The organism is Clostridioides sp. ES-S-0010-02, assembly GCA_020641055.1.
In the GTDB taxonomy this organism is placed as follows: Bacteria; Bacillota; Clostridia; order Peptostreptococcales; family Peptostreptococcaceae; genus Clostridioides.
The window spans coordinates 1,828,361-1,853,673 of the sequence record CP067345.1 but is presented as its reverse complement, the minus strand read 5'-3'; the positions used below and the strand labels follow the sequence as shown (position 1 = coordinate 1,853,673).

Annotated in this window: 21 protein-coding genes and 1 other annotated feature; of the genes, 3 read left to right on the top strand and 18 right to left on the bottom strand. The window is 28.0% G+C overall.

Features of this window, described 5'->3' with window-relative positions:
- Window positions 1-7: 7 nt before the first annotated feature.
- The 8 genes from JJC01_08470 to JJC01_08435 all read right to left on the bottom strand — a co-directional run bounded on the left by JJC01_08470 (window position 8) and on the right by JJC01_08435 (window position 7,822).
- On the bottom strand, window positions 8-895 hold the full coding sequence (locus JJC01_08470) for an ROK family protein (protein UDN59880.1): 888 nt from the start codon (window positions 893-895) through the stop codon (window positions 8-10).
- A 56-nt stretch (window positions 896-951) separates the two neighbouring features.
- Entirely contained in the window at window positions 952-1,755 is an 804-nt protein-coding gene (locus JJC01_08465) for a hypothetical protein (protein UDN59879.1), read from the bottom strand.
- A 162-nt stretch (window positions 1,756-1,917) separates the two neighbouring features.
- Window positions 1,918-2,370, bottom strand: a complete 453-nt coding sequence (locus tag JJC01_08460) for a YhcH/YjgK/YiaL family protein (protein UDN59878.1) — start codon at window positions 2,368-2,370, stop codon at window positions 1,918-1,920.
- A 157-nt stretch (window positions 2,371-2,527) separates the two neighbouring features.
- Complete coding sequence (locus JJC01_08455; protein ID UDN59877.1) at window positions 2,528-4,030, bottom strand: sodium:solute symporter; 1,503 nt, start codon at window positions 4,028-4,030, stop codon at window positions 2,528-2,530.
- Window positions 4,031-4,063: 33 nt separating this feature from the next.
- A complete protein-coding gene (locus JJC01_08450; protein ID UDN60147.1) occupies window positions 4,064-4,930 on the bottom strand; it encodes an N-acetylneuraminate lyase in 867 nt (288 codons plus the stop codon).
- A gap of 85 nt (window positions 4,931-5,015) precedes the next feature.
- Entirely contained in the window at window positions 5,016-5,687 is a 672-nt protein-coding gene (locus tag JJC01_08445; GenBank protein UDN59876.1) for an N-acetylmannosamine-6-phosphate 2-epimerase, read from the bottom strand.
- Between the two features lie 257 nt (window positions 5,688-5,944).
- On the bottom strand, window positions 5,945-6,436 hold the full coding sequence (locus JJC01_08440) for a zinc ribbon domain-containing protein (GenBank protein ID UDN59875.1): 492 nt from the start codon (window positions 6,434-6,436) through the stop codon (window positions 5,945-5,947).
- Window positions 6,437-6,457: 21 nt separating this feature from the next.
- Window positions 6,458-7,822 carry a zinc ribbon domain-containing protein gene (locus tag JJC01_08435; protein UDN59874.1) on the bottom strand — a complete coding sequence of 455 codons (1,365 nt, stop codon included), beginning with the start codon at window positions 7,820-7,822 and terminating at the stop codon, window positions 6,458-6,460.
- Between the two features lie 344 nt (window positions 7,823-8,166).
- Between JJC01_08435 and JJC01_08430 the strand changes: the two genes are divergently transcribed.
- Window positions 8,167-9,342, top strand: coding sequence for a GGDEF domain-containing protein (locus tag JJC01_08430; GenBank protein ID UDN59873.1), 1,176 nt, complete (start codon window positions 8,167-8,169; stop codon window positions 9,340-9,342).
- A gap of 272 nt (window positions 9,343-9,614) precedes the next feature.
- On the opposite strand, the gene JJC01_08425 is transcribed toward JJC01_08430, so the two are convergent.
- From JJC01_08425 to JJC01_08380, 10 genes are all read right to left on the bottom strand, one after another.
- Complete coding sequence (locus tag JJC01_08425; GenBank protein ID UDN59872.1) at window positions 9,615-11,195, bottom strand: YARHG domain-containing protein; 1,581 nt, start codon at window positions 11,193-11,195, stop codon at window positions 9,615-9,617.
- A gap of 96 nt (window positions 11,196-11,291) precedes the next feature.
- Entirely contained in the window at window positions 11,292-11,549 is a 258-nt protein-coding gene (locus JJC01_08420) for a hypothetical protein (protein ID UDN59871.1), read from the bottom strand.
- A gap of 183 nt (window positions 11,550-11,732) precedes the next feature.
- On the bottom strand, window positions 11,733-12,191 hold the full coding sequence (locus tag JJC01_08415; protein UDN59870.1) for a hypothetical protein: 459 nt from the start codon (window positions 12,189-12,191) through the stop codon (window positions 11,733-11,735).
- Window positions 12,192-12,367: 176 nt separating this feature from the next.
- The gene (asnS, locus tag JJC01_08410) at window positions 12,368-13,765 is read right to left on the bottom strand and encodes an asparagine--tRNA ligase (protein UDN59869.1); all 1,398 of its coding nucleotides are present in this window, start codon (window positions 13,763-13,765) and stop codon (window positions 12,368-12,370) included.
- A gap of 75 nt (window positions 13,766-13,840) precedes the next feature.
- Window positions 13,841-14,075 (bottom strand) — a binding site (T-box leader).
- 289 nt (window positions 14,076-14,364) lie between these two features.
- The gene (locus tag JJC01_08405) at window positions 14,365-14,559 is read right to left on the bottom strand and encodes a DUF3787 domain-containing protein (GenBank protein ID UDN59868.1); all 195 of its coding nucleotides are present in this window, start codon (window positions 14,557-14,559) and stop codon (window positions 14,365-14,367) included.
- A 110-nt stretch (window positions 14,560-14,669) separates the two neighbouring features.
- Window positions 14,670-16,343 carry a S8 family peptidase gene (locus tag JJC01_08400; protein UDN59867.1) on the bottom strand — a complete coding sequence of 558 codons (1,674 nt, stop codon included), beginning with the start codon at window positions 16,341-16,343 and terminating at the stop codon, window positions 14,670-14,672.
- Between the two features lie 9 nt (window positions 16,344-16,352).
- On the bottom strand, window positions 16,353-19,751 hold the full coding sequence (locus tag JJC01_08395; GenBank protein UDN59866.1) for a S8 family serine peptidase: 3,399 nt from the start codon (window positions 19,749-19,751) through the stop codon (window positions 16,353-16,355).
- Window positions 19,752-19,899: 148 nt separating this feature from the next.
- On the bottom strand, window positions 19,900-21,096 hold the full coding sequence (locus tag JJC01_08390) for a VWA domain-containing protein (protein ID UDN59865.1): 1,197 nt from the start codon (window positions 21,094-21,096) through the stop codon (window positions 19,900-19,902).
- 20 nt (window positions 21,097-21,116) lie between these two features.
- On the bottom strand, window positions 21,117-21,938 hold the full coding sequence (locus JJC01_08385; protein UDN59864.1) for a MoxR family ATPase: 822 nt from the start codon (window positions 21,936-21,938) through the stop codon (window positions 21,117-21,119).
- A gap of 318 nt (window positions 21,939-22,256) precedes the next feature.
- Window positions 22,257-23,372: a 4-hydroxybutyrate dehydrogenase gene (locus JJC01_08380; protein UDN59863.1), complete on the bottom strand. Its 1,116-nt coding sequence runs from the start codon at window positions 23,370-23,372 to the stop codon at window positions 22,257-22,259.
- Between the two features lie 393 nt (window positions 23,373-23,765).
- Here JJC01_08380 and JJC01_08375 point away from each other — a divergent pair, with 393 nt between their 5' ends.
- Both JJC01_08375 and JJC01_08370 read left to right on the top strand, forming a co-directional pair.
- Window positions 23,766-24,455: a helix-turn-helix domain-containing protein gene (locus JJC01_08375; GenBank protein ID UDN59862.1), complete on the top strand. Its 690-nt coding sequence runs from the start codon at window positions 23,766-23,768 to the stop codon at window positions 24,453-24,455.
- A 36-nt stretch (window positions 24,456-24,491) separates the two neighbouring features.
- Complete coding sequence (locus JJC01_08370; GenBank protein UDN59861.1) at window positions 24,492-25,190, top strand: transglutaminase domain-containing protein; 699 nt, start codon at window positions 24,492-24,494, stop codon at window positions 25,188-25,190.
- The last annotated feature ends 123 nt before the right edge of the window (window positions 25,191-25,313 follow it).

The following is a 25,313-nucleotide window of genomic DNA, read 5'->3' as shown; positions in this document are numbered from 1 at the left end:
CTATTCTCTATATTTTGTTTAAAAAATTATACAATGCCCCAAGCATACCTGCATCATTTTGTCTCTTTGCAAATTCTACATTAGTATTTTTATAAACTCTTTCTATAAGAATCTCCTTTAATGCTCTATCTATTTTAGGTTTTAGAAATTCTTCTTGTGCCATTATTCCACCACCTAAAATTACAACTTCAGGATTTATTACATAACATATATTTGCAATACCAATTGCTAATGATTTTATCATATTATCCAATTCTTTTAAACAATCTTCGTCATTATTCTTTGCTAAATCAAAAATTATTTTCCCATTTAGGTCATTTTCATCCATATTTTTTATTTTTGCTAATTTTTTTACCAAACTACTAGTTGATGCTAGTTCTTGGAAAGTACTTCCATTCATATTCATATATCCTACTTCACCAGCACTATTACTAAATCCATTTATAAGCTTATTATTTATTATAACACAACCACCAATACCAGTACCTATTGTCATACATATAGAAGAAGTTGCTCCCTTACCTGCTCCAAGCCACATTTCACCAAGGCCAGCACAATTAACATCATTTTCAACTTCACATTTTATATTAAATTCTTTTTCTATCTCTTTCTTTAATTCCATACCTTTATAGTTTGGAATTAATTCTTCTAACGCAAATACTATCCTACCTTCAATTGGGTCAACCATACCTGCAGTTGATATACATATCCCATCAATATTGTTTTCTTTCATATATTTTTTAACTATTTTCTTTATTTTAGATAATATTCCTGGTCCACCTTTTTCTTTTGCTTCAGTATCTAAACTGGATTTATCGATTATTAACCCATCTTCTCTAATAAATCCATATTTTATTGAAGTACCTCCAATATCTATACAAACGTAATTTTTCATAACATATCTCCATACAAATTATTTTTATAACCAATATTACTAATTAAAATTTTATATTACATGAATTTTTTATTTATTTTTTCCAACTCACAGATATATTTTCTCGCTTCTGATAAATCTATGGTATCCTTTAATATAATTTTTTTCTCAGTTATATGATATTTATAAATATTCTTACATAAATCTTCTCCCAACATATTAAGACCTTCTTGACTATAATGTACATCATCAATAGTTAGACCTTGGTCATGAAATTTCATAGCAATTTTGCTTCCTATGCTTAATATGTCACATTCATTACAAGCAAATTCTTGTGCTGCTGCAATTCGTCTTGTTCTAACAAAATATTCATCTTCTCCAAGCCAATAACCAGTTAAACTAACAAACATTTTATCAATGATACATTCTTCCTTTAGTCTATATGCAATTTTTTTTAGACTCTCTTTATAGTATAAAACATCACTACCATACTTTGCATCACTTTCACCTTGAATCCAAATAACATATTTATTTGTTATTTTATAATTCTTGCTTAAAGTATTACACCCTGCATTAAATTTTTCTATAGTGTCATTTAAAAACCAGTTATTATCATGATTCCAATTTTTTATTCTTGACCCATCCTTTGCATTGTGTATAAAACAAACTTTATTACCAGTAAGTCTATTCCACTCATTTGAAAATGCAGGTGCTATAGTACCATCTCCTTCAGAAGTCTCTAATTCACATCTCATGTTTATAATCTCGTTGCTACTTAAGTATTCAAAACAATTCTCATTTGGAATAACACTGTCTTTTGGATTTCCTAAGCCTCTCGCATTACTTTGTCCTATTAATAAAAATACATCTATTTTATCCATAAATTAACTCCTCTATACAATTCTAAACCTTTTAATATCTATTTAAACTTTCTTATAAAAAACTAAGGCTGAAAATAGTAATCTAACTAAAATTTACGAAATATCACTAATCGCTGAAAGTTAAATCACTATTTTCAGCCTTAGTAGTTATATAAATTTTCATTATCTAACCAAAACCTTAAAAATAGCTTTTTTTATATTTTCTTTTTCTGAAACTTTTATTGCTGTCATATGTGCATCTTCTGGATAACATACTAAGAAATCACCTTTTCTAAGTTCAACATATCCATTGTTTTTCCCATCAAGAGGCAAAAAGTCACTATCTTCTTCATATGTCTTTTGCTCTAAATTTTCTATAAAGTTCAAATCTATTCTTTCGCATCCATCTAGCATCAAGTGTACATCTATATATTTCTTATGAGCTTCCCAGAATCTTTCTTCTTTTTCACAAGTTTTATACTCAACAATATTTACAAAGATATCATCACCATCTATTGTATGAGTCCCTTTTTCGTAATCTATCAATGAATTTTCTTTAGCATATTCAAAACACTTAAGTAAGTCTTCGTGTAATGTTGAATATGTCTTACTATGATTTATACTTCCAAATATCATAATCACTATCTCCCTATATAATTTTAAGTATATTCTACTTTCAGGTTTTTTACATATACAGTTCTTTATACATTCTTATAGAGTAGCTAGATTATTTATATATCTAATCACTCTAATCTAGCCACTCTATAGGATAATTTCTTATTTAAATTCTATATTATTTTTCATAATAAACTGTAGTTTCAGCTTTTGGTAAAGATACTTTTGCTTTAACTTTAGATTCTATTGCACTAAATACTGTTCCTACTACTACAGAAGTAGTTATTGTTATTAGAGAATAAGCCCAAGAAGTTACTTCTGGCATTCTATATTTTAGATAAACAACTAAAATTGCTGATACTGCAAATCCAATATATGCTCCCATTTTAGTTGCTCTTTTACAAAACGCACCAAGTACAAATATTCCTGCTAAAACTCCTAGAACTAGCCCCATAAAACTATTGAACCATTCATATGCTGACTTTATTTCTCCATTTGCTAAGATTATTGCAACAACTATAGAAAGTATACCTACTCCTAATGATATATATTGTGCAACCTTAGTTTGTCTTTCCATACTCATATCTTTTGTTATAATAGTTTGTATATCTAAAGTCCAGCTTGTAGCAACTGAATTAAGCCCTGTTGATAAAGTTGACTGAGATGCTGCATATATTGCTGCAAGTAGTATTCCTGTTATACCTACTGGTAATTCATAAGCTATATATGATGCAAATACTTGGTCTTGTTGAACTGTTTGTGCTAAATCTGGGTTTTGAGTATAGTATATAAATAAACAAGTTCCAATTAGATAAAATACTGTTGCAAGTCCCATTGATAAAACACCATTTCCATATGTCATTTTGTTAAGTTGTTTTATATCAGTTGTTGTAGTAAATCTTTGAACTATATCTTGACTTGATACATATGATGAAAAAGTATTAAGACCAGCTCCAACAAATATTATAAATGCACTTGTAGATAGTATGTTTTTATCAAACATAACTTCATTTGTTGCTAAGAACTTATGCCCACTTGTAAGAGTATCCATCACTGTTCCAAATCCGCCATTTATACTTGATATTAAATAAAATAGCGTACCTGTAACACCTACTATTAGTACCATACCTTGTATAAAGTCAGTCCATAAAACAGCTTTTAATCCACCTGTATATGAATAAATTATTGCTATTACCCCCATAACTATTATTAACACATTTACAGGTATTCCTGTAAGACCTGCTAAAACTACTGATGGTAGATACATTATTATAGACATACGTCCTATTTGGTATATTATAAACATTAAAGCTCCAAGTACTCTAAGTCCTTTACTTTCATATCTCATTTCTAAGTATTCATATGCAGTATCTATCTCTAATCTACTGTATAAAGGTAAGAAGAATTTTATTGTTAAAGGTATAGCTATAAACATACCTAATTGTGCAAACCATAAAATCCATGTTCCACCATAAGAATTACCTGCTAGTGATAAAAATGATATTGGGCTTAATAATGTGGCAAATATTGATACTGATGTAACCCACCATGGAATAGTTCCATCACCTTTGAAGAACTCTTTTCCTTTCATTTCCTTCTTTGAAAATAACAATCCTGCAAATAAAACTGCCAATAAGTAAACTACTAGTATTGCAAAATCTATCCAAGTAAATCCTACCATTTGACCAATCCTCCCATACTAAAAGTATTTTTATTAAAAATACTTTCTGTATATTTCTTTCGCTCTTGATTTCATTTCATCAGTTGCTTCTTTCATAGGTTGTCTACAGTATCCAGCTTCAACGCCTTGTTCTTCAAGTAGTAATTTAATTGTTTGATATAGACCATTTCCTAATATATCTGTTATTAAATCATTTGTCACATGTTGTACTTCAAGTGCTTCTGATATTTTTTCACTCTTCGTTAGTTCAAATATTTGTCTAGCTCTGATACCGTTTACATTAAATGTAGAACCAATTGCCCCATCTACACCTAAAACTGTAGCTGGTAACATCATTTCATCAAATCCTGCAAATATTAATTTATTTGGGAATGTTTTTCTCATTCTTTCTAATAAGTAGAAATCTGCTGCTGTAAACTTAACACCTATTATTTTTTCATTTTCAAATAATTCTCCAAATTGATCTAAACTCATATCAACACCAGTTAAAAATGGTATAGAGTATATTATTAATCTATTGTCTACAGAATTTATTATTGTATTGTAATAATGTTTTATTTCTTCAAAATCGAATTTATAATAAAAAGGTGTAACAGCACTTATAGCATCATATCCTAAATCAGTTGTAAATTTAGCAAGCTCTACAGCTTCTTTTAAATTAACTGAACCAACTTGAGCTATTAACTTTATTTCTTCTTTTACTTCGTCCTTAGCTATTTCAAATATTTTTTTCTTTTCATCAGTTGAAAGCATGAAGTTTTCTCCTGTACTTCCTCCTACATAAAGACCATCTATTTTACAAACATCTATATTATGTCTAATTATTTGTCTTAACCCTTTTTCGTTTATATTTCCTTCCTTATCAAATGAAACTAATAATGCTGAATAAATTCCTTTCATATCTGTTGTTCTCATATCTTTACCTCCAATTTTAATTTTCAAATATAGTTAAATATAATTAATTTTTAATTTATAAATTAATTTTTTAATTAATTTCAATTGCTTTGACAAATTTTTCTGTTATCAATTGTGGTCTTGTTATTGCTGAACCTACAACTGATGAATGAACTCCAATTTCAAAGACTTTCTTTAAATCTTGAGGAGTATTTACTTTTCCTTCTGCTATTACAGGTATTTTTAAATCTTTAACCAATCTTTCCATCAATACAAAATCTGGACCATCTAAAATTTCTGTATATGGAGTGTATCCAGATAATGTAGTTGAAACGCAGTCTACACCGTATTCTTGCGCCTTAATAGCTTCATCATAATTTGAAATATCAGCCATTACTAAAACATTATTTTCTTTTATATAATTTATAATTTCTTTTAAATCTTCATTGTTTGGTCTAACTCTATTAGTAGCATCCAGTGCTATCATCTCACATCCTGTTGCTAAAAGCTCATCTACTTCTTTTTTAGTTGGTGTTATATATATATCTGAATCTTCGTAATTTCTCTTTATAATACCTATAACAGGAAGTCCAGTAACTTTTTTTATTTCAATAATATCATCAACTCCTTGAGCTCTAATGCCAACTGCTCCGCCTTCTTGAGCAGCTTTAGCCATTCTACCCATTATAAAAGAACTATGAAGAGGCTCATTTTCTAAAGCTTGGCATGATACTATTAGTCTTCCCTTTACCTTATCTAGCATTTTTTCGATTACCTCATTTCTGAAATTTATTTTCTTAATTTATGTATTAATAATAACATGAAAACTTTTTCTTTGCAATATTTTTTCATATTTTTTTATTAATTCTATTTTTTTATAGATTTATTCCAAGTATTTCCTTATATTTCACAGTTTTAAGAAAATTTATTTCATTTTTTTGGTTTTTATTTTCATTCCTATATAGATACAAATGATTTCAATAAAAAAACCCATGTATACAATACATAGGTTCCCCAATATTACTCTAAATCCATAATAATTTTTCTACCACAACATGGACAAAACTCAGATTCCGAATCTACTTCACTTTCACAATAACCACAAACTATAAAATTATCGCAATCATTATCTAATTCAAATTTTTTACCACATTCAGCGCAATATTTGTCATTTATATTTCCAATATAGCCACATTCACAAGTTACATTGCTTTCTGCAATTTCCATATCATTAATTTCCATATTTTTTTCATAAATTATCTTATCAAGTTCTAATAACTCATCACAGAATTTATCAAAACACTCATCATCAATAGAATTTTCTCTAATTTTTTGATAAGTCAACATTCCCATTTCTAAAAAGATTTTACTCTTCTTTTCTTGAATATCATCAATTTCTCTATTTATCTTTGATTTTTCTTTATATAATTCAATCTTAAATTTTCCATTACCAAATCTTTTCTTAACCTTAGAAAATTTATCATCTACTGTCTTTTTATTATTTTCTTCCACAGAAGTTTCCTCCAATCATATTTAATCAGCTGAGTTTAGCTTATATCCTATTAAAGATATCACAAAACTGTATATAAATGAAATTATAATAGTTGAGAACAATTTAAATTGCATAACTAGAGTTGTTCCATAGCTAGTTGTATTAAAGAAGTTAATATTACTATCAAGTATAAAAGTACTAAATAGAGCCAACATACCCATTAAAAATGCATAATATATACTAAATATTATTACAGGTTTAATATTATCTGTATCATATTTAAATCTTAATTTATATCCATTTAATAAAATTATTAATGCAGACAAAGCCCCCATTGCATAAAACATTAATTTAGTATCTCCAAATAAAGAGGATGAGCCTAAGCTAAGCATTGAAACTGTTGAATTTATTATTGTTACCGAAATTCCATTTGCAAAAGCCCACATGTAACTAGCAATTTGTGGCAATACAGCAAATAAATCGATACCACTTGAATATCCACTCATATTCAATTCATTTAAATAACTACTATCAGATATAGTTAATATAAAAAGTATTGCTAACACTAAAACATAACCTAATATGAATATTTTAATAGCATTTGAAAAAAGGGACATATACATATTTTCTTTTTCATAGCTTTTTCTATAATTAGTTATATATGTACATATAAATCCTAATACAAATCCATTTAAAAGTGCACTAAAAAATTCATAACTATACTCTAAAGCATATCCATACTCTAGCATACTATGTGAGCTAGTTTTAACATTAGTAAAAGTACATAAAATAGCTAAAATTAATCCATAGAAAATTCCCACTCCAAGAGAATTGGCTAATGTAGTTTTTGAATCCTTACATCTTTTTCTCATAAAAATTAAATTTGATATAATTAATCCTAAAACAGGAATTATAAGTAATATTAACAATCCTATATTTGCACTTATAAATCCAGAACCCATCATAGTAGACATAGATACGCTAATTTGACCTAGATTAAGGGCTAACATTATATGTGCTGGATTTATCATGTAACTGATATCATTAAATTGAATAGTAATTATAGCCTTAAATATTAACGAAATAACAAGCAATATGAATATAGTTGAAAAAGTCGTTAAAAATATCCCTCTTGTATTTGCGTGATATGAGAGTTCTTTTATTTTAGATTTTAAGTCAAGTTTTGTTTCGCTCGATTTTAATGATACTATTTCATAAAGTTCATTTCCACAAAATTTACAGTAATTATCTTTAGGATTATTTTCTTTGTTGCAACTAGAACAAAGTTTATCTTCTTTAGTTTCAAGTGTAAGGTTATTATTTTTTATTTTTCTAGTTGGCTTACCTGTTTTTTTAGAATAGTTACTATATGAATAATTCATATTATCTATTTTTTTTTCATCCATTTTTTCCCTCCAAGTTTTACCATTGTCAATTATCAAATATAACTATATCATATAAAACTTAATTATACCTTAATTGGATATATTTATCTATTTTATTTGTCTTGTATTAGTATTTCATTATAATTATCTAATATTCTAAAATAAATAACTTACTAATCTTAATTATAATAAAATACTAATACAAAATTTTATTTAATCTTAACTAATAAATACTATCTATTACAAATTTAGATTGTTACATATAACATATTTTGCTATAATTAAGTTATAAACAAAGTATTCCGAGTATCTAAGAAAAGAAGAGGAATACTTATTTTTATGTTTTATTTTTAATGGAGGCTTATATGAACTTAGAAAATTTAAAAAAATTCTTTGGATTCCCTCTAGATAAAAAATACAAAGAAAATGTTGAACGAGAACTTTGCAATTATCTTTATCATACAGGCAAAATTATTTGTATCATAATAATAATATCTCAACTAATTATGATGATATCAATATCAGCTAGAGATGGTGGTCCTTTTGCCACCCCAAGACGTCAATGGTATTTTTGTATGTATATAATACTATTTTGTATCTCTTTAATTTTTATGCTTGTTTTTTCTTATCTTTGGAATAAAAAAAAGGAACATTGTACTTATTATATAAACTTGTGGGTGATTTATGTAACATTTTTCTGCTTATGGGGTTGTGTAATTACTTTGCTTGACCAGTTAGGCGGAAATGATTTGAGTGTATTCAGTTATATAATGTTAACAGCTGCTGCTTTTTCAGTATTAAAATTAGGTCAATCAATAATAGTTTTTGGAGGATGTTTTTTATTTCTTAATCTACTCTTACCAGGAATTCAAACTGTATCAGGTAATGAGTTCAGTAATATTGTAAACACATTTTTTATAACATCACTTGCTATTTTTATTTCTACAATGTTATATAGAAGTCGTGTATTTACTTATTATGATAAAATGCTAATCCATCAACAATATGAAGAAATCTCCCATATGAACAATTTATTAAATCTTAAGGTTATGACTGATGACCTAACTAAAATGAATAATCGTAGGTATTTAGAAGATGTTCTTCAAAAAAAATTAAAGACCCATACAAAGCAAGAACCTATAACAGGAATGATGATAGATATAGATTATTTTAAACAGTTTAATGACACTTACGGACATCAAAAGGGTGACTACTGTTTACAGAATATTGCTAAAGTAATTTTAGATTTTACAAATTCTGAAAATTCACATGCTATCCGTTATGGTGGTGAAGAATTTTTTATATGTCTTTTCAATTGTGATGAGGCGAATGCTAAACTTAAATCCGAATATTTACGTAAGATTATAGAGTATTGTAATTTTGAACGTGATGACGTTCCTTCAAAATGTGTGACTGTTAGCATCGGAGTTCATACAAAGAAAGTTGAAGAATTAATAACTTTAAATGAATTTATAAGTTATTGTGATAAAGCTTTATATATTGCAAAAGAACAAGGTCGTAATCGTGTTGAGTTTTATTAGGAGTATAGAAACAAAGTATTAATCCTTATATTTATATTTTCTTAATAATAAATTTATTTTGTTCAAAATATTTGTATAATATTATGTAAACCTATAAATTAGCTTTTAGATTCATAATTATTAAATCTATAAATTATACTTAAGTCTAACTTATAGATTTAATAATTTTATATATAATTAATTCATGTTTAAAATTAATTCACATTTCAATTTTAATGTCTATAGACTATCTTATACTACATTTAGACATGTATTTTAAAATTTCTTATAACTTAGTTTTCCATTTCCTTAATCAATGATACATTTTGTTTCTCTACAGAATTTAAAACATCTGTATCCGCTCCTATACTATAATCTGGCTGATACCATGACTTATTGCTAAAATAGCTTTTATAAGGTTCTTCTTTAAATACATATCCATATCTTGCAAATATTTCATTTCTTATATATGCTAACTCCTCTTTACTATAAAGTTCAAGTTCATCTTTAGTTAATACTCTAGAATCACTATCATATATAATATAATCATCATCATAACTTACTTCTTTATTTTTCAAATTAGAACTTGAACCTGAATCACTTTTAATACTCTTTTTATCAGTATTTTCACTATTTTCCTTGTTATTTATACTCTTGATAAATTTCTCCGCTTCTTCTTTGGAAATTTTATTAAGTGTACCACTTACATTATTAGCTTGTAATGAAATTTCATTACTATTAAACTTAGTTATAGTAAATTTTTCCTTTGATAAAGTATCTTTTCCTTTTAATACTATGCTATTACTATCTGAACTTTCTACTTCATATTTAACTGTATAATTGCTTTCTTCTTCACTTTTACTATAAAGTTTTATCTTATTTGGCTCTTCAAATTCAAATATATTATATTCATCAGCTTTCCAAAAACCATTTAAGTCTTTTGGTTCTAAATTTTTAGAGTAAATCAATTTATTTCCTAAATAAATCTCTGAATATTTTCCTACATTGTTTATTTCTATATTGTCTTTCTTAGTTTTTAAATTATAAAAATGTATTTCCTTATTTTTAGTGGAATATGCTATATTCTCTGAATTAAATGAATAGCCAACAACATCACTTGCTATCCTGTCTTTATCTAAAAATAACTCACCACTTGATTTAATATAAAGTAATTTTTCATCATTAATAATAGATACATTAGAATTTTCTTTCATATCATTGCCTATTTTTTCTTCTTCTTTATTATTTTTCTTAATATATACATCTCCATCAGAATTTGTAAATACAATTCCATCTTTAATAAAACTTACATAATTAATGTCTGATTTTATTTTATTAGACACCTCTTTACCTATTTCTTTCTCATATAATTCATCATCACTATTTATAAAATAAAATTTACTATCTCTATATTTATAAGACCTAACATCCGATGCTATTTTTTCACTAGCATTATTTTTGTACAAATATAATTCACCTTTCAAATCCTTATAATTATACTCACTTATATACATAATTTCTTCATCATTAGATTTTACCCCCCATAAATTTGATACATCTGAACTAATTTTGACCTTATCATTTTTATCTGTACTTTTTAAATATAGATTATCATCATTATTTATAAATATTACATCACCTTTATTATTTACAATATCAAAACTCTGTATATCAGTAGATATTTTTTCTTTATTTCCATCTTCTTTATATAGATATAACTCTTCATCTGTATTCATATAATATATGAATTTTCCATCTGTAGACATCCTATACAATACAACATCATTGGCTATTTTTTCTTTATCTTTTCCATCGTATTTTACATACAAGGATTTTTCTGATGATATATATGCTATAGTGTTTGAAGAAGGCATAAATTCATATGAATTAATTTCGTCAGAAGATAAATCTGATGCTATTTTTTCCTTTTCTTTTTTTAGATTATACTTATATAAATTATTTTCTTTATCTTAGATTAATATTGATTGTTCTCCATTTATATAATCTTTTTTAGTATATGTAGGTACATCTGATGCTATTTTTTCTTCATCCTTACCTTCTGTCTTTATGTATACATCTGTCATATCACCTGAGTTATTCTCATCATTTTTTAATAGTATAAGAGAATTATCTTTGTTTGCTTGCTTACCTTTAGAATCATTTTGTGAACTGCAACCTGTACATATAAGTGCCAAACTTAAAACTATAAACAACCCTTTCTTTAACATTATTACTCCCCCTCATGATAATGATAAAACTTTTTGTGTAATAAATATACTATTCAATAATTTTTTAGATTTAAATCACCTTACATATTTTTATACTATTTACATAAAGATAATGCTTAAATATAATTTATATTTAAACTTCCAAAAAATTACTCTACTAGTTATAGTATAGCACAATAAACGTTATCCAAGCACACCCACTATTGTCACTCCAAAAGCTTTTAGTGCCTCTTGAAGCACTTCATTTCCACCATAAGGATATCCAATAGGGTTAAAATAAAGTTTAGCAGTTTGTTCACCAATCATTTCGCAACCTTCTATTGTATAATCGCCAAGTCCAATTTCAGAAAACACAGTCTCAAAATCCCATGAAACAGACTTTATGTATTCCTGTCGATTCTCTTCATCCAGTAGTTTATAGTTCTCCCAAAACATTTTATTTTCTGCTTCTGTTGGCCACCAAAAATAATCTAATTCTTCTTTATTATAAAATTCGTCTACTTTTTCTAAAATATAATATTCTAAATCCTCAATTTGTATACAATCATTTTTTATATCTGCTATATATGAAAATAAATTTTTTATTCGATTAAATATTTTTACATCATTCACATTAAATTTAATAAAACAAAAACTACACATTATTTATCCTCCTAGTATAAGTAACTTATAATTACATTGTATAATAAAATATGAATAAACAAACTACATATATTTGTAAACACAATAAAAATAACTTGTATGTATCTAAATCAGATAGCACACAAGCTATTTTATTATATCGAAAAATTATATAATCATATTATAGGTTATAATTATTAGAATTCAGCATTTTTAGGAGTTCTTGGGAAAGGTATAACGTCTCTTATGTTAGACATACCTGTCATATACATAATTATTCTTTCAAATCCAAGACCAAATCCAGAGTGAGTAGCAGTACCAAATTTTCTAAGTTCTAAATACCACCAGTAATCTTCTTCATTTAATCCCATTTCATGAATTCTATCTAATAGTACGTCTTCTCTTTCTTCTCTTTGAGAACCTCCAACTATCTCTCCAACACCAGGAACTAATAAATCCATTGCTCTAACAGTTTTCCCATCTTCATTCATTCTCATATAGAAAGCTTTTATATCTTTTGGATAATCTGTAACAAATACTGGAGAATTGTATATTTGTTCTGTTATATATCTTTCATGTTCAGTTTGAAGATCGCATCCCCATTCTACTGGATACTCAAACTCATGTCCTGATTCAAGTAATAGCTCTACTGCTTTAGTATATGTTATTCTAACAAATTCAGAGTTTACTATTTTATTTAGTCTTTCTAGCAATCCTTTATCTATAAAACTATTAAAGAATTCCATTTCTTCAGGAGCGTTTTCTAAAACATAGTTTATAACATATTTTATCATATCTTCTGCAAGTTCCATATTATCTTCAAGGTCTGCAAAAACTATTTCTGGCTCTATCATCCAAAATTCTGAAGCATGTCTTCCTGTATAAGAGTTTTCAGCTCTAAATGTAGGTCCAAAAGTATAGACATTTCTAAAAGAAAGTGCCATTATTTCGGCATTTAATTGCCCACTAACTGTCAAATTAGCTTCTTTCCCAAAGAAATCTTGTGTATAGTCTATTTTACCATCTTCTGTTTTTGGAATATCATTTAAATCCATAGTTGTTATTCTAAACATTTCTCCTGCACCTTCGCAGTCACTACCTGTTATGATTGGAGAATGTGCATATACAAAGTTTCTTTCTTGAAAGAATTTGTGTATTGCATATGCAGCTATTGATCTTACTCTAAATACAGCTGAAAAAGTATTACTTCTTGGTCTTAAATGTGCTATTGTTCTTAAATACTCAAGTGTATGTCTTTTCTTTTGTAGTGGGTATGAACTATCTGATTCACCTTCTACAACTATATTTTTTGCATGTATTTCTACTGGTTGCTTAGCTCCTTCTGTAGATACCAACTCACCTTCTACAAGTATAGATGAACTTATTGCCAATTTACCTATCTCTTTAAAATTTTCAACTTTTTCATCAAATACTATTTGCATATTTTTAAAGAAACTTCCATCATTTAATTCTATAAATCCAAAGTTTTTAGATACTCTAGATGTTCTTATCCATCCAGCTACTTTTACAGTTTTTCCTATGTACTGTTCTTTATCTCTGTACAATTCTTTTACTGTTATAAATTCCTTTTGCATTTTAAAGCCTCCTAGTTTAATTTTTAGTAATTTTTTCTAAATATAATTCCATAAAAAAAGCCCTTCATCCCTGTATAAAGGGACGAAAGACTATTACTTTCGCGGTACCACCCTAGTTGTCATAAATGACCTCTTAGTTAAGCAATGCTTAAAGCCTATAACGGTGCCTTCCGTCTAAGTCTACTTACTAAATAAGCTTTCGATTAGAAACTCCAAGATGTTCTTCAATATAAAACTTGTATTGAGCTTTCACCATCCTCAACTCGCTAAAACTGCATTTTATATCTACTCTTCTCTTCACAGTATTTATCTTCTATTATTTCCGCTAATTAACAAAATTATACCAATTTATAAATTTTTAGTCAATAAATTTATGCAATTGATATTTACTAGTCTTATATAATCTAGAAATATTTATATGCAAAAATTTATATTTTCCTTTCAAATATTTGTAAATTACATTTTGCCTTCTGACACCTATAAAAAAAGTAAAGCAGTATACTGTTTATTAGCTTAAGTTTAACTTTAAGCTTTTTAAACTAATACTACTTTACTTAAATACAATAAATTATTTATTTTTGTTATCAAGTATAGAAGTTTTACAATTTACTTCCATTGTCAACCCAATCTTTTGCTTCTTCAACACTATTAAGTGAAGGTATTGAAACTTTACTATGAGGTTTTAATTTTTCAACATCTGCCCAAGCTGCTGTTGATTCATTTCCAACTAGAAGCGGACTTCTAAGTCTTTTGTTATCGTTACCTTTTAATGCTCTTGCTTTTTTACTTTCCAAAACTATCACCTCTATATATTTATTTTGTAATAGTTTTAGCAATTTTTCAAATTAAATTCATAAGTAAAATTTATAACAGATAAAATACCATTATTTACATATTTTTTTATTTATAAAGTATTTGCCATCTGTTGAATTGTATTTTTTAAATTTAAAATACCATATCCCTGTGAAACATTTGGATACGTATATATATCGAGCTTCGTAGCTCCCAATATTAAATATGTTTTTAAAACTTGTGTAAACAACGATAACCTTGGGATATTATCTTGTTTTTCCAAATATTCCATTAATAAGGCTAAGACTCCACAAACTATTGAACTACTAACTCCTGTACCTGTTGCTGTATTGTAGGTTCCATTTTTATATGTAGATATTATATCTACTCCTGGCGCTACTATATCTGGCTTAATTCCCCTTCCTCTAATTGGCCCTTTTGATGAACCAATCCACATACTATCAGTCTTATTATTAAATGTACCAACTGTGATTACATCATCACCAGCAGCATACATAGTTATTGTAGCCACTGAGTCTGGGTCTAAAAATCTTGTATCTGGTGCTATCAAGTTTTTATTTGGTAAATATATATCATACTCTCCCCCTATTATAAGTTCTGGAGTTAGCCTCAAAGTCCACACACCAGGTTTTATATCTCTGAGTCTTATCTCTAGGCTTTCATTCCCAGAAGTAATATATGGATAGATGAATCTCATTGAATAAGTAGTATTTTCCAGATTAAACTTTCCTCTATATACATAAAAGTCTGGAGAATATCTTATATCATGACTAACCTCACCTGAAGGAGATATTATTTGTGCCCCTATCTTATCTGGACCATTTGTATTGAGTGTTATATCAAGTGCGTAATCGTCACCATCTTGTATTATTACATCTTGGACTTCATTTAAACTACTAAATCTTCCAGCATAATGAATATCTGTATTACCTTGATTACCTGCACCACTTACTACAACAACACCAGCACTACTTAATATATTAAATGTATCTAATATGGAAGTAGTTGCTACAGCACCTGACTTAACTCCAATAGTAAGATTTATTATTATAGGCTTATTTTCTGTTTTTGCTATATTAGTAACATATGTTATAGCTGCTAAAAAATCTGAAACACTATAATTTATCTTTCCAGCATAATAAGTATCTGTATATGATTTTAATTTAACCACTATCAAATCTGACTCTGTAGTTATACCTCTATATTGTGAATTTACTCTTCCATTTCCCACTAATATACCAGAAGCCAAAGTTCCAGTACCTATATTATCTTGACTTAAACTTCCATCATTTCTACTTATAGCTAAACTTAATTCACTTCTTGTAAATTCACTCCCAAAAATAAATCCTTCTGGTGGTGGATTTGTATTTTCTTCCTGATCCCATAATCGTAAAACCTTACTCGTTCCATCCGCATTTATAAAGTCAGGGTGTAAATAATCTATACCAGAATCTATAACTGCTAATAAAATCCCTCTTCCTGTTATATCATTATATGGATTCTCATAAATATACTCTGCTTCAGTAGCTGTTGTAATAGTTTCTCCATTATTCATATTATTAGTTATTTCAATTAAGCTGCTCATTGGAGCAGATTCTTCCCACCAAGCAACCTGTAATATATTGTTTAAAATAGTTTCATCAAAATCCATAGGTACATATATTACTGCAAGCTGACTATTTAAAACCATATATTTATTTATTCCGTTTTCTTGAAGTGCAGTTTCTATATCACCTTGGTAAATTATACAATAAGATTTTTCCATAAATCCCTCCTATCTTAACACATCAAACATACCTCTAACATCCAAAGTTCCATATCCAGTACTCATATTTGGATACTCTGTAGTTTGGTTTTTTCTAGCTCCAGCCTGCATAAAAGTTTTTATTTTTTGAACATATGCTTGATTTGGATATCTTCTATCAACAAAAGTATATTGAAAATACATCGCAGCGGCTCCTGCAGCATGTGCACTAGCTGCTGCTGTCCCAGTTATAGTCGCATATGTATTTCCAGGATATGCAGCTATTATATTAACTCCTGGTGCTACTAAGTCTGGCTTTAATCTATCCTCAATAGTCGGCCCTCTTGATGAACTTTGCCACAAACTATTATTAATAGTATTATAAGCTCCTACAGTTATTAAATCATCTTGAACAGCTGGATAATTTATTGTATAAAAAGGGTCAACCTCTCTAAATCTAGTTCCACTTTTTAAAAGAGCCCTATTTGGAAGATACAAGTTATATATTCCATTTACAATATAAACTCCTACTAATCTAATCTTCCACACTCCTCTTTTAGCATTTTTCAGAGTAACATTGGTAAACTGCTGTCCTGAAAAAGTAGTTGGATATACATATGTTATAGAATACTCCGTTCCTTCTAAATCAAATAAACCTGTTATCCTATTATAACTTGATATTCCAACACTTTTACTTTCTTCCCCAGTGGGAGACACTATTATTACATCTGCCTTATCTGGTTTATTCAGCCAAAGTTCAACTGATAATTCTTCTTCTTCTTCATTTAATTCCAACTCGACTTCAACGGAACTTCCTACATTTGGTATTCTTCCAGATGTGTGTGTCTGAGTATTTCCCTCATTTCCAGCTCCTGCTGTTATACACAGCCCTCTAGTAAAAAATGCTTTTTCACTATTACTTCTATTGGTCAATCCAACTAAACTATTGCTACCCAAAGATATATTTATTACTAATGGTTTCCCAAGTTCTAAAGATTTTTTATATGCATACTGAGATGCAGCAAATAACATTGCACTATTATAAAATCCTTCTATCTTAGCAATTTTTATTATTATTAATTCAGCATCTTCAGCTATTCCTGCATATTCCTTATTTACATTACCAAGACCTGCACATATGCCACTTATCATAGTCCCTTGCCCAACTTCATCTTGAGATAGACTAGCATCATTTTCTGCAATTGCTCTATTAATATCTTCTCGTGTATATTCTGTCCCAATATAAAAACCTTCAGGTGGAGTTCCATTCTTTGTTTGGTCCCATAAAAAAGCTATTTTTGAGGTTCCATCTGCATATATAAAGTCTTTATGTAAATAGTCTATTCCTGTGTCAGCAATCGCTATAAGAGTACCTCTTCCTGTTATTGTTATATTGGGATTATTTTTAAAAAAATTTACACCTATTTCTTCGGTTGCAACTACACCACCAAAAGTACCTTGATTAATCTCTCCAAGCAGTGTCATCTTTATAGTTGATTCTGTCCTTATAACTGATGGAAGTTCCAAAACTCGTTGTATGCTATTATAGTCTGTAGTGTTTATAGATAATACACCAAATGAGTCACTTAGCTTAAGAAATTCTTGACTCATACCCAATGAGGCTAACTCATCTTCAAATTCAGGAGTATGAATTACATTTATTCCTGCCAATGTTCCTGATTGTCTATCCATATTTTCACTTATAAAATCCTCCAACTTTAAATCATCGTTTCTCTGAGAATTATAATTTTCTATAACTCTATAATTATTTTCTTCATCTTTAAACGACTTATTAGTGCTTCTATATCCAATGTCTTCTGTTTCTAAGTCTTGATTTATACTAGATAAAGTATATAAATCTATGTCTGATAAACTTAAAAAACCAAATCCCGATGAATTATTTGGATATGACTGATTACTTGTTCTTCTTGCTCCCCTAAGAAGCAATGCTCTTAACTTTTGCGAATATAAAAACAAATCATTTCCATTTACAATTCCCCATTCCATAAACAACGAACAAACTCCTGTAACATGAGGAGTGGCCATGCTCGTTCCAGTTAATGCTCCACTGGTACCTCCTGGTAAAAAAGATATTATATCTTCGCCTGGAGCTAATAAATCTGGTTTAAATACACCCAATTGTGTATCTCCCTCGCCAGAAAATATAGATACTATATCTGTTCTTGAATTGAAACTTCCTACAGTTATAACTCTACTTGCTGTTCCAGGAACTGTAACAGTAAGTTCTTGAGTAGGAATCAAAAACCTCGTGTTTCTATTTAATCCCTCAGAAGTTGGTAGATATATGTTTACATTACCAGTTACAATATCTATAGGTTCAAATACAATTCTCCATAGACCAGGATTTATCTGTGTATTTGAACTTAATTGCAATGTAACTCTTCTAGTAAGAGAATATGGTGCTATAGGATAAAAATAACCAGTAATTCTTGTATCTCCTAGAGTATTTCTTATTTCACCTGAAGTTAGAGAAATTGATTGTGTCTGACTATTCGATGGACTTACTAAATGTACACTAAAGTCATCAATAAAATCTGGCCATATGTTTATATTTAATATACGCTCTCCTTCTCCAATTACAAACTCAACTTCTTCTGTAGTATTATTTTGAAGCCTAATCCTTTTATGTCCCCCCTTATCTGCATTATTACCAGCCGCTACCACTATATTATTTTTCCAAAATAAACACATATCATCTATATACTGCTCAAATAAAGAAGTCCCTCTATGTGAGCCTTCATTACTTCCATAACTTATATTTAATGTAACAGGCATTCTTAATTCTAATGCCCTATCTAAAATAAATTTAATCGCCCTCATAAACTCTGTACTTCTTGAAAAAACATCTGTCTGTATATTTCCAACCCTTACTACGATTATCCTAGCATCGCTTGCAATGGTTGAACAAATACCTGCAACATGTGTACCATGTAGACTAGTCGTTGAGATAGGTATATATGTATTACCAGCTATTGCATTATTTATATCTTCATTATTATATAATGTTCCTTCTTTAAAACCTGCTGGAGGATTTCCTTGTATAGACTGGTCCCAATAGTATAATATTTTGGACTTTCCTTCACTATCTCTAAACACAGGCAAAGTATAATCTATACCTGAATCAATTATACCAATTATAGTTCCTTTTCCAGTTAATCCTGTTCTATTTTTAAAACCTGTTATCCCTGTGCTTGAAAAACTTTGTATGTCTTGAGTTTGTAATATAAAAGGTTTTTCTATAAACTCTATTTCTGGATAAGTCAGTAATCTATTTATATCTTCTTCATCACTTGATGTTATTATCGCATAGGAAGCATTAAGTATTTCTACTGAAACACCTAATTCTTGCTCTAATCTTAATATATCTCCATTGTATTTTACGATTAATTCATAATTTATTATAATCACCTCAATTTCTAAAATTATTATTAATGTATATGTTTTTTGTAAGTCTAAAATGTATTAGACTACATAATTTTTAAATTTCAATTATACAATTTATAATATAAAAAATGATGGTACATTTTTTATATAATTTGTACCATCATTTTTTATATTATTTCGCGACCATTAAATTTTTCAATGATTTTTCCAATCCTTTTACAGTTAATGGATACATATTAAACTCACTTTGTATTAACCTTTGAGTCTGATACCAATAACTGATTGAATCCCACCCATCTCTCAGTTCCGGATTTAGCCACACAATTTTACTATACTTTCTTTTGAATCTTTTAAGCCACTCTATTCCAGGTGTATCGTTATATGGACCTCGATAATTACCACCAATATGAAGTAACTCAGAAGGTGCCATAGACGCATCACCCACGATTATAACTTTATAGTTTTTATCTATGTTTTGTAATATCCATTCAGTATCAATAGACTTACTTAACCAACATTCTGGTGTAGTAAATAATCTATCATAAAAACAGTTATGAAAATAGCATACTTTTACATCTTTAAAGTGATTTGATTTACTTACAGACTGAAATAATGTATTACATAAAGTACTATATCCTCTCATTGAACCCCCTGAATCTATAAGCAACAAAAGCTTCACTGTATTTTTTCTTGGTTTTTCGAAAAACAGTTTTAAATACCCTGCATTATTACAAGTCTCTTCAATGGTTTTATCTAAATCAAGCTCTGTTTTTGGAGCATCTATTCTAGTAGAAAATTGACGAAGCCTTTTTAATGCAACTTGAAATTGACGCATATTTAAAACTTCATCATCTCTAAAATCCCTATACTTTCTTTCTCCTGCAACTTCGAGAACAGCTCTTCCATAGGTGGAAGTTCCGCCTATGCGTATACCAGTTTGACCTTTGCCTGAATGACCTAATTCAGAAGTACCCCCTGTTCCTATCCAGTAATTCCCTCCATTATGTGGAGAATCTTGTTCTTTTATACGTTCCTCTAATTTAGCTCTCAATTCATCAAGGTTTATGTTGGGATTTTGCTCTAATCTTTCAAATCCTTCTAAATCTACATTTGGATTTTTAAGCCAGTTCATAATCTCTTCTGGAATTTCCTCTTTGTGTTCTATACCTTTAAAGTACTCCAAAAACACTGCATCAAATTTATCAAAATTACTTTCACTTTTTATTAAAATCATCCTACAAAGATAGTAAAAATTCGAAAAATTTGAATGACAAAGCCCTTTGTCTAGTGCTTCAATTAGAGTCATCCACTCATTTAAAGATATATCTAGGCCTCTTGCTCTCAATAAATAAAAAAATTTAATAAACATAATTATTCAGCTCCTATTGACTACAAACGTTTTTGCATAGATTCAATATCCTCGTTATTTTTAAGCAGTATCCCTGCAAAAGGAACTTCTTTTTCTATTTTTTCAATTGGAATTCCACTCAAAGTCAATGCTTGTATCCAGTCTATTAACTCTGATGTACTAGGCTTCTTTTGTATCTCTCTTAAACTTCTAATCCAATAAAAAGTAGTCATTACTTGTTCCAATAAATGTTCTTCAACTTTATCAAAATGTACTTTTACTATCTCCTCCATCATATCTCTATCAGGAAATTCTATATAATGAAATATACATCTTCTTAAAAAAGCATCTGGAAGCTCTTTTTCTGCATTCGAAGTTATAATCACTATAGGTCTTTGTTTTGCTGTTACAGTTTCTTTTGTTTCATTTATATAAAACTCCATTTTATCTAATTCCCAAAGTAAGTCGTTTGGAAACTCTAAGTCTGCCTTGTCTATTTCATCTATCAAAAGAATTACTTGTTGTTCTGAACTAAATGCTTCTCCTAATTTACCATATTTTATGTACTTACCAATATCATCTACTCCTTCACCTCCAAATTGGCTATCATAAAGTCTTTGAACAGTATCATATACATAAAGACCATCCTGTGCTTTTGTAGTTGATTTTATGTTCCAAATTACTAAATCTTTTTGCAGTTGATTTGAAATTGCTTGTGCAAGCATAGTTTTTCCTGTTCCAGGTTCTCCTTTAATTAAAAGTGGTTTTTCAAGTGCTATAGCAACATTAACTGATGCCATTAATTCTGGTGATACTACATAATCACTGCTTCCTTTAAAATTACCCATTTCTTTTTTTATCATAGGTTCTACTCCTTTTAAACAATAAATTTTCTAAATGTATATGACTATTATATTACTATTTTTGATATAAAGTGGTAATATAACACATTTGTATATCATTACTCTAAAATTCTATATCTAAATAAAATTACCTCTAAAATATTTAAATTTTATCTTTATTTGTCATAATTAAATGAAATATATATTTTTTAATAAGTACAAGATATATTATCTTATAAAAATGTCAGTCATAAAAAGCGATGATTTAATCAAATCACCGCTTTTCATAAATTTGAGTTATAGCTAAATATAGAACAATTAACTTTTAGATTTGGGATATCAATATAAAGTTCTGTATATATTTACTATTTCTTCTTTATTAAGTTTAATATAACTTTGATTTAGCAACCTTTGTTGACTATCTAGTACACTGTCTGCAAAACTATTTATCTCATACTCTTTCATTCCATATTCTCTTAAACTTTTTCTTGTAATAATTTTATTAAGTAGTTCTTCCATTTTTTCATATACCTCTGATACTTTACAACTCATTATTTCACTCAAAAGCATATTTATTTTTGCTAATTTACCATCTGGTGATAATCTATTATATGCTTTAAATACTTCTATAAAAAATTGATAATTAGCTTCACCATGAGTAACATGATAAACTCCACTTAATGGGTATGAAAGTGCATGTACTGCTCCTGTACCAGCATTTCCAAAAGCAATACCAGCTAAATCACTTGCAATCAAAAAATCTTCTATAATATCAAATCTATAATCTTTTCCATTTAGTACAATTTGCTGAAATCCATTTAAAATCATCTCTATAGCTTTGGTACTAAAAATTTCTGTATAAATACTCGCCTTTGGAGATACAAAAGATTCTATAGCATGTATTAAAGCGTCGATTGCACTTGTAGCAAAAAATGAATATGGAAGCTCTAATAATAACTCTGGAATTAAAACTGCATAATCTGGAAATAATTCATCTACAGCTAATCCAAACTTCGTATTCATCTCTGTTATTTCTGCAATTGAAATATTTGACACCTCTGAACCTGCTCCACAAGTTGTAGGAACAGCTATTAATTCTCTTATTTTTTCTAAAGGAACCTTTTTTTGAAATAAATCACTTGATTTATTTCCATCTTTCAGTACTAACAACTTTGCCATATCAATAACTGCTCCCCCACCAATAGCAATAATTCTTGTACAATTAGTTTTTGAAAAATCATCCAATAATTTATCCATCATTATATCATTAGGTTCACCAGTTCCATACTTACTTTTATATTCTACATGTGCATCCAAACCAAGGCTTTTAAAATATGTATCATATGCACTTTTACTTGTCAATATAAAATCTGATTTACAAATTTTGAATTCTTCTATAAATTCCTTTGAATTTTTAAATTTATGAACTTGTGTTTTTTGCTGAAATAACTTCATGACATCCTCTTTTCTTCAACTTATGACTTGATGTTTTATTTTATATAATCTGTAATATAATTATAAAATTTTTATTTTTTATATGCAAGTTTTACCATAAGTAATTTATATTTTAAAATATCTTAATACAGGTCCAATAGTATATAAAATAAAATTAATTCATTATAAAAATAATCTAATTTTAAAATAATTGAACAAAATTAAAATCTAAAGTATAATAAAATAAAAATTTCACTAATCTTACTGAAAAATACTGTACAATTAACCTGTATTTCCTCAATAAGAAAAATGTTTGGAGGTAATTTTATTAATTATATAATTATGTCAAATAATCATATTTCTTCGTTTACAAATTCTATTCAATCAAATAAGCATAAACATTGGATGTTACAATTGTTTATAGGAATTGAAGACAGTTTAAATATAACTATAGATGGCAATGATATAGAAGGTAAATGTATTATTGTAGATAGTAATATAGAACATTGTTTTTCAACAGGAGAAAAAATATGTTTTACTATGTTAATTGAGCCAACATCATCACTTGCATTAAGCTTTAAGTCAAAATATATTGACAAAATTAAAGGTTATGGAATTATAGATATTCATAATAATAAACATACACAAAAAGAATATATTAATTTTTTCAAAAATCATGATGAAAAAAGTTATTTAAATTTTACAAATTCTATGTTCGAATATCTTAATGTTACTCAAGACAATTACACAGTAGTTGATAAAAGAATTCATAAAATAATGCAAAGACTTAATGAGTGTGACTGTCATGACCATTCTATAAAAAATATTTCTAATATGGTCTTTCTTTCGCCAAGTAGACTGTCCCATATATTCAAAGAACAAACAGGAATGCCATTAAAAAGTTATATTCTCCTACATAAAATTCAAAAAGCATATTTTTTACTTTTATCTGGTAAATACTCTATAACCGATGCTGCTATGATGTCAGGTTTTGACAGCGCTTCACATCTAGCATATACCAATAAATGTATGACTGGTATGAATATTTCTGGTATATTAAAAAACAGCAAGTTTTTGAAAGTTTCAAATTACTCTAAGATATAAAATATAATTACACTAAATAAAGGAGATTTATATTTTATGAAAAGACATTTATCAGAAAGTACATTATTAGACTTTAATTCAAAAAATGTTCAAGAGCTTATTAGCGAAAAGAAATGGAATCAATTAGATAATTTTAATAAAATCAAACAAATTTATAATTTTGTTAGAGATGACATCAAGTTTGGTTTTAATGAAAGTGACAATATATCTGCAAGTAAAATACTAAAAGATGGATATGGACAATGCAATACAAAGACTATACTTGCTATGGCACTTTTAAAAGGAGTTGGCATTCCATGTAGGATTCATGGTTTTACTCTAGATAAAAGAGTTCAATTAGAGCTCTTAGGAGTTCTTTACAAGATTACTCCTACAGAAATCATTCACACATGGATAGAAGTATACTATGAAAAACAATGGTATCAATTAGAAGGTCTTATTTTAGATAAAAATTATCTTACAAGTATTCAGCAAAAATACAATGACTGTCAAGGCTTATTTTTGGGATGGGGCATTGCCACTAAGGATTTGCAAAATCCTCAAATATCTTGGAATCTAAATAATACATTTATTCAAAAAGAGGGAATAATTGATGATTTGGGAACCTTTGATACTCCAGATGATTTTTTCAATCAATATAACCAAAAAATAGGATGGTGTAAAAATCTTTTATACAAATATATTGGAAGGCACTATATAAATAGAAATGTACAGAGAATTAGAAACAAATTATAACTGTTTCTATTTGCAATATGCAAATTTGAGAAGATAAAAACACTATTTAGAGAAAACTTGCAAAATATTGTACACTTGTCAAATTTAATATTAATCACACTATATTAATACTACTTTTTATTG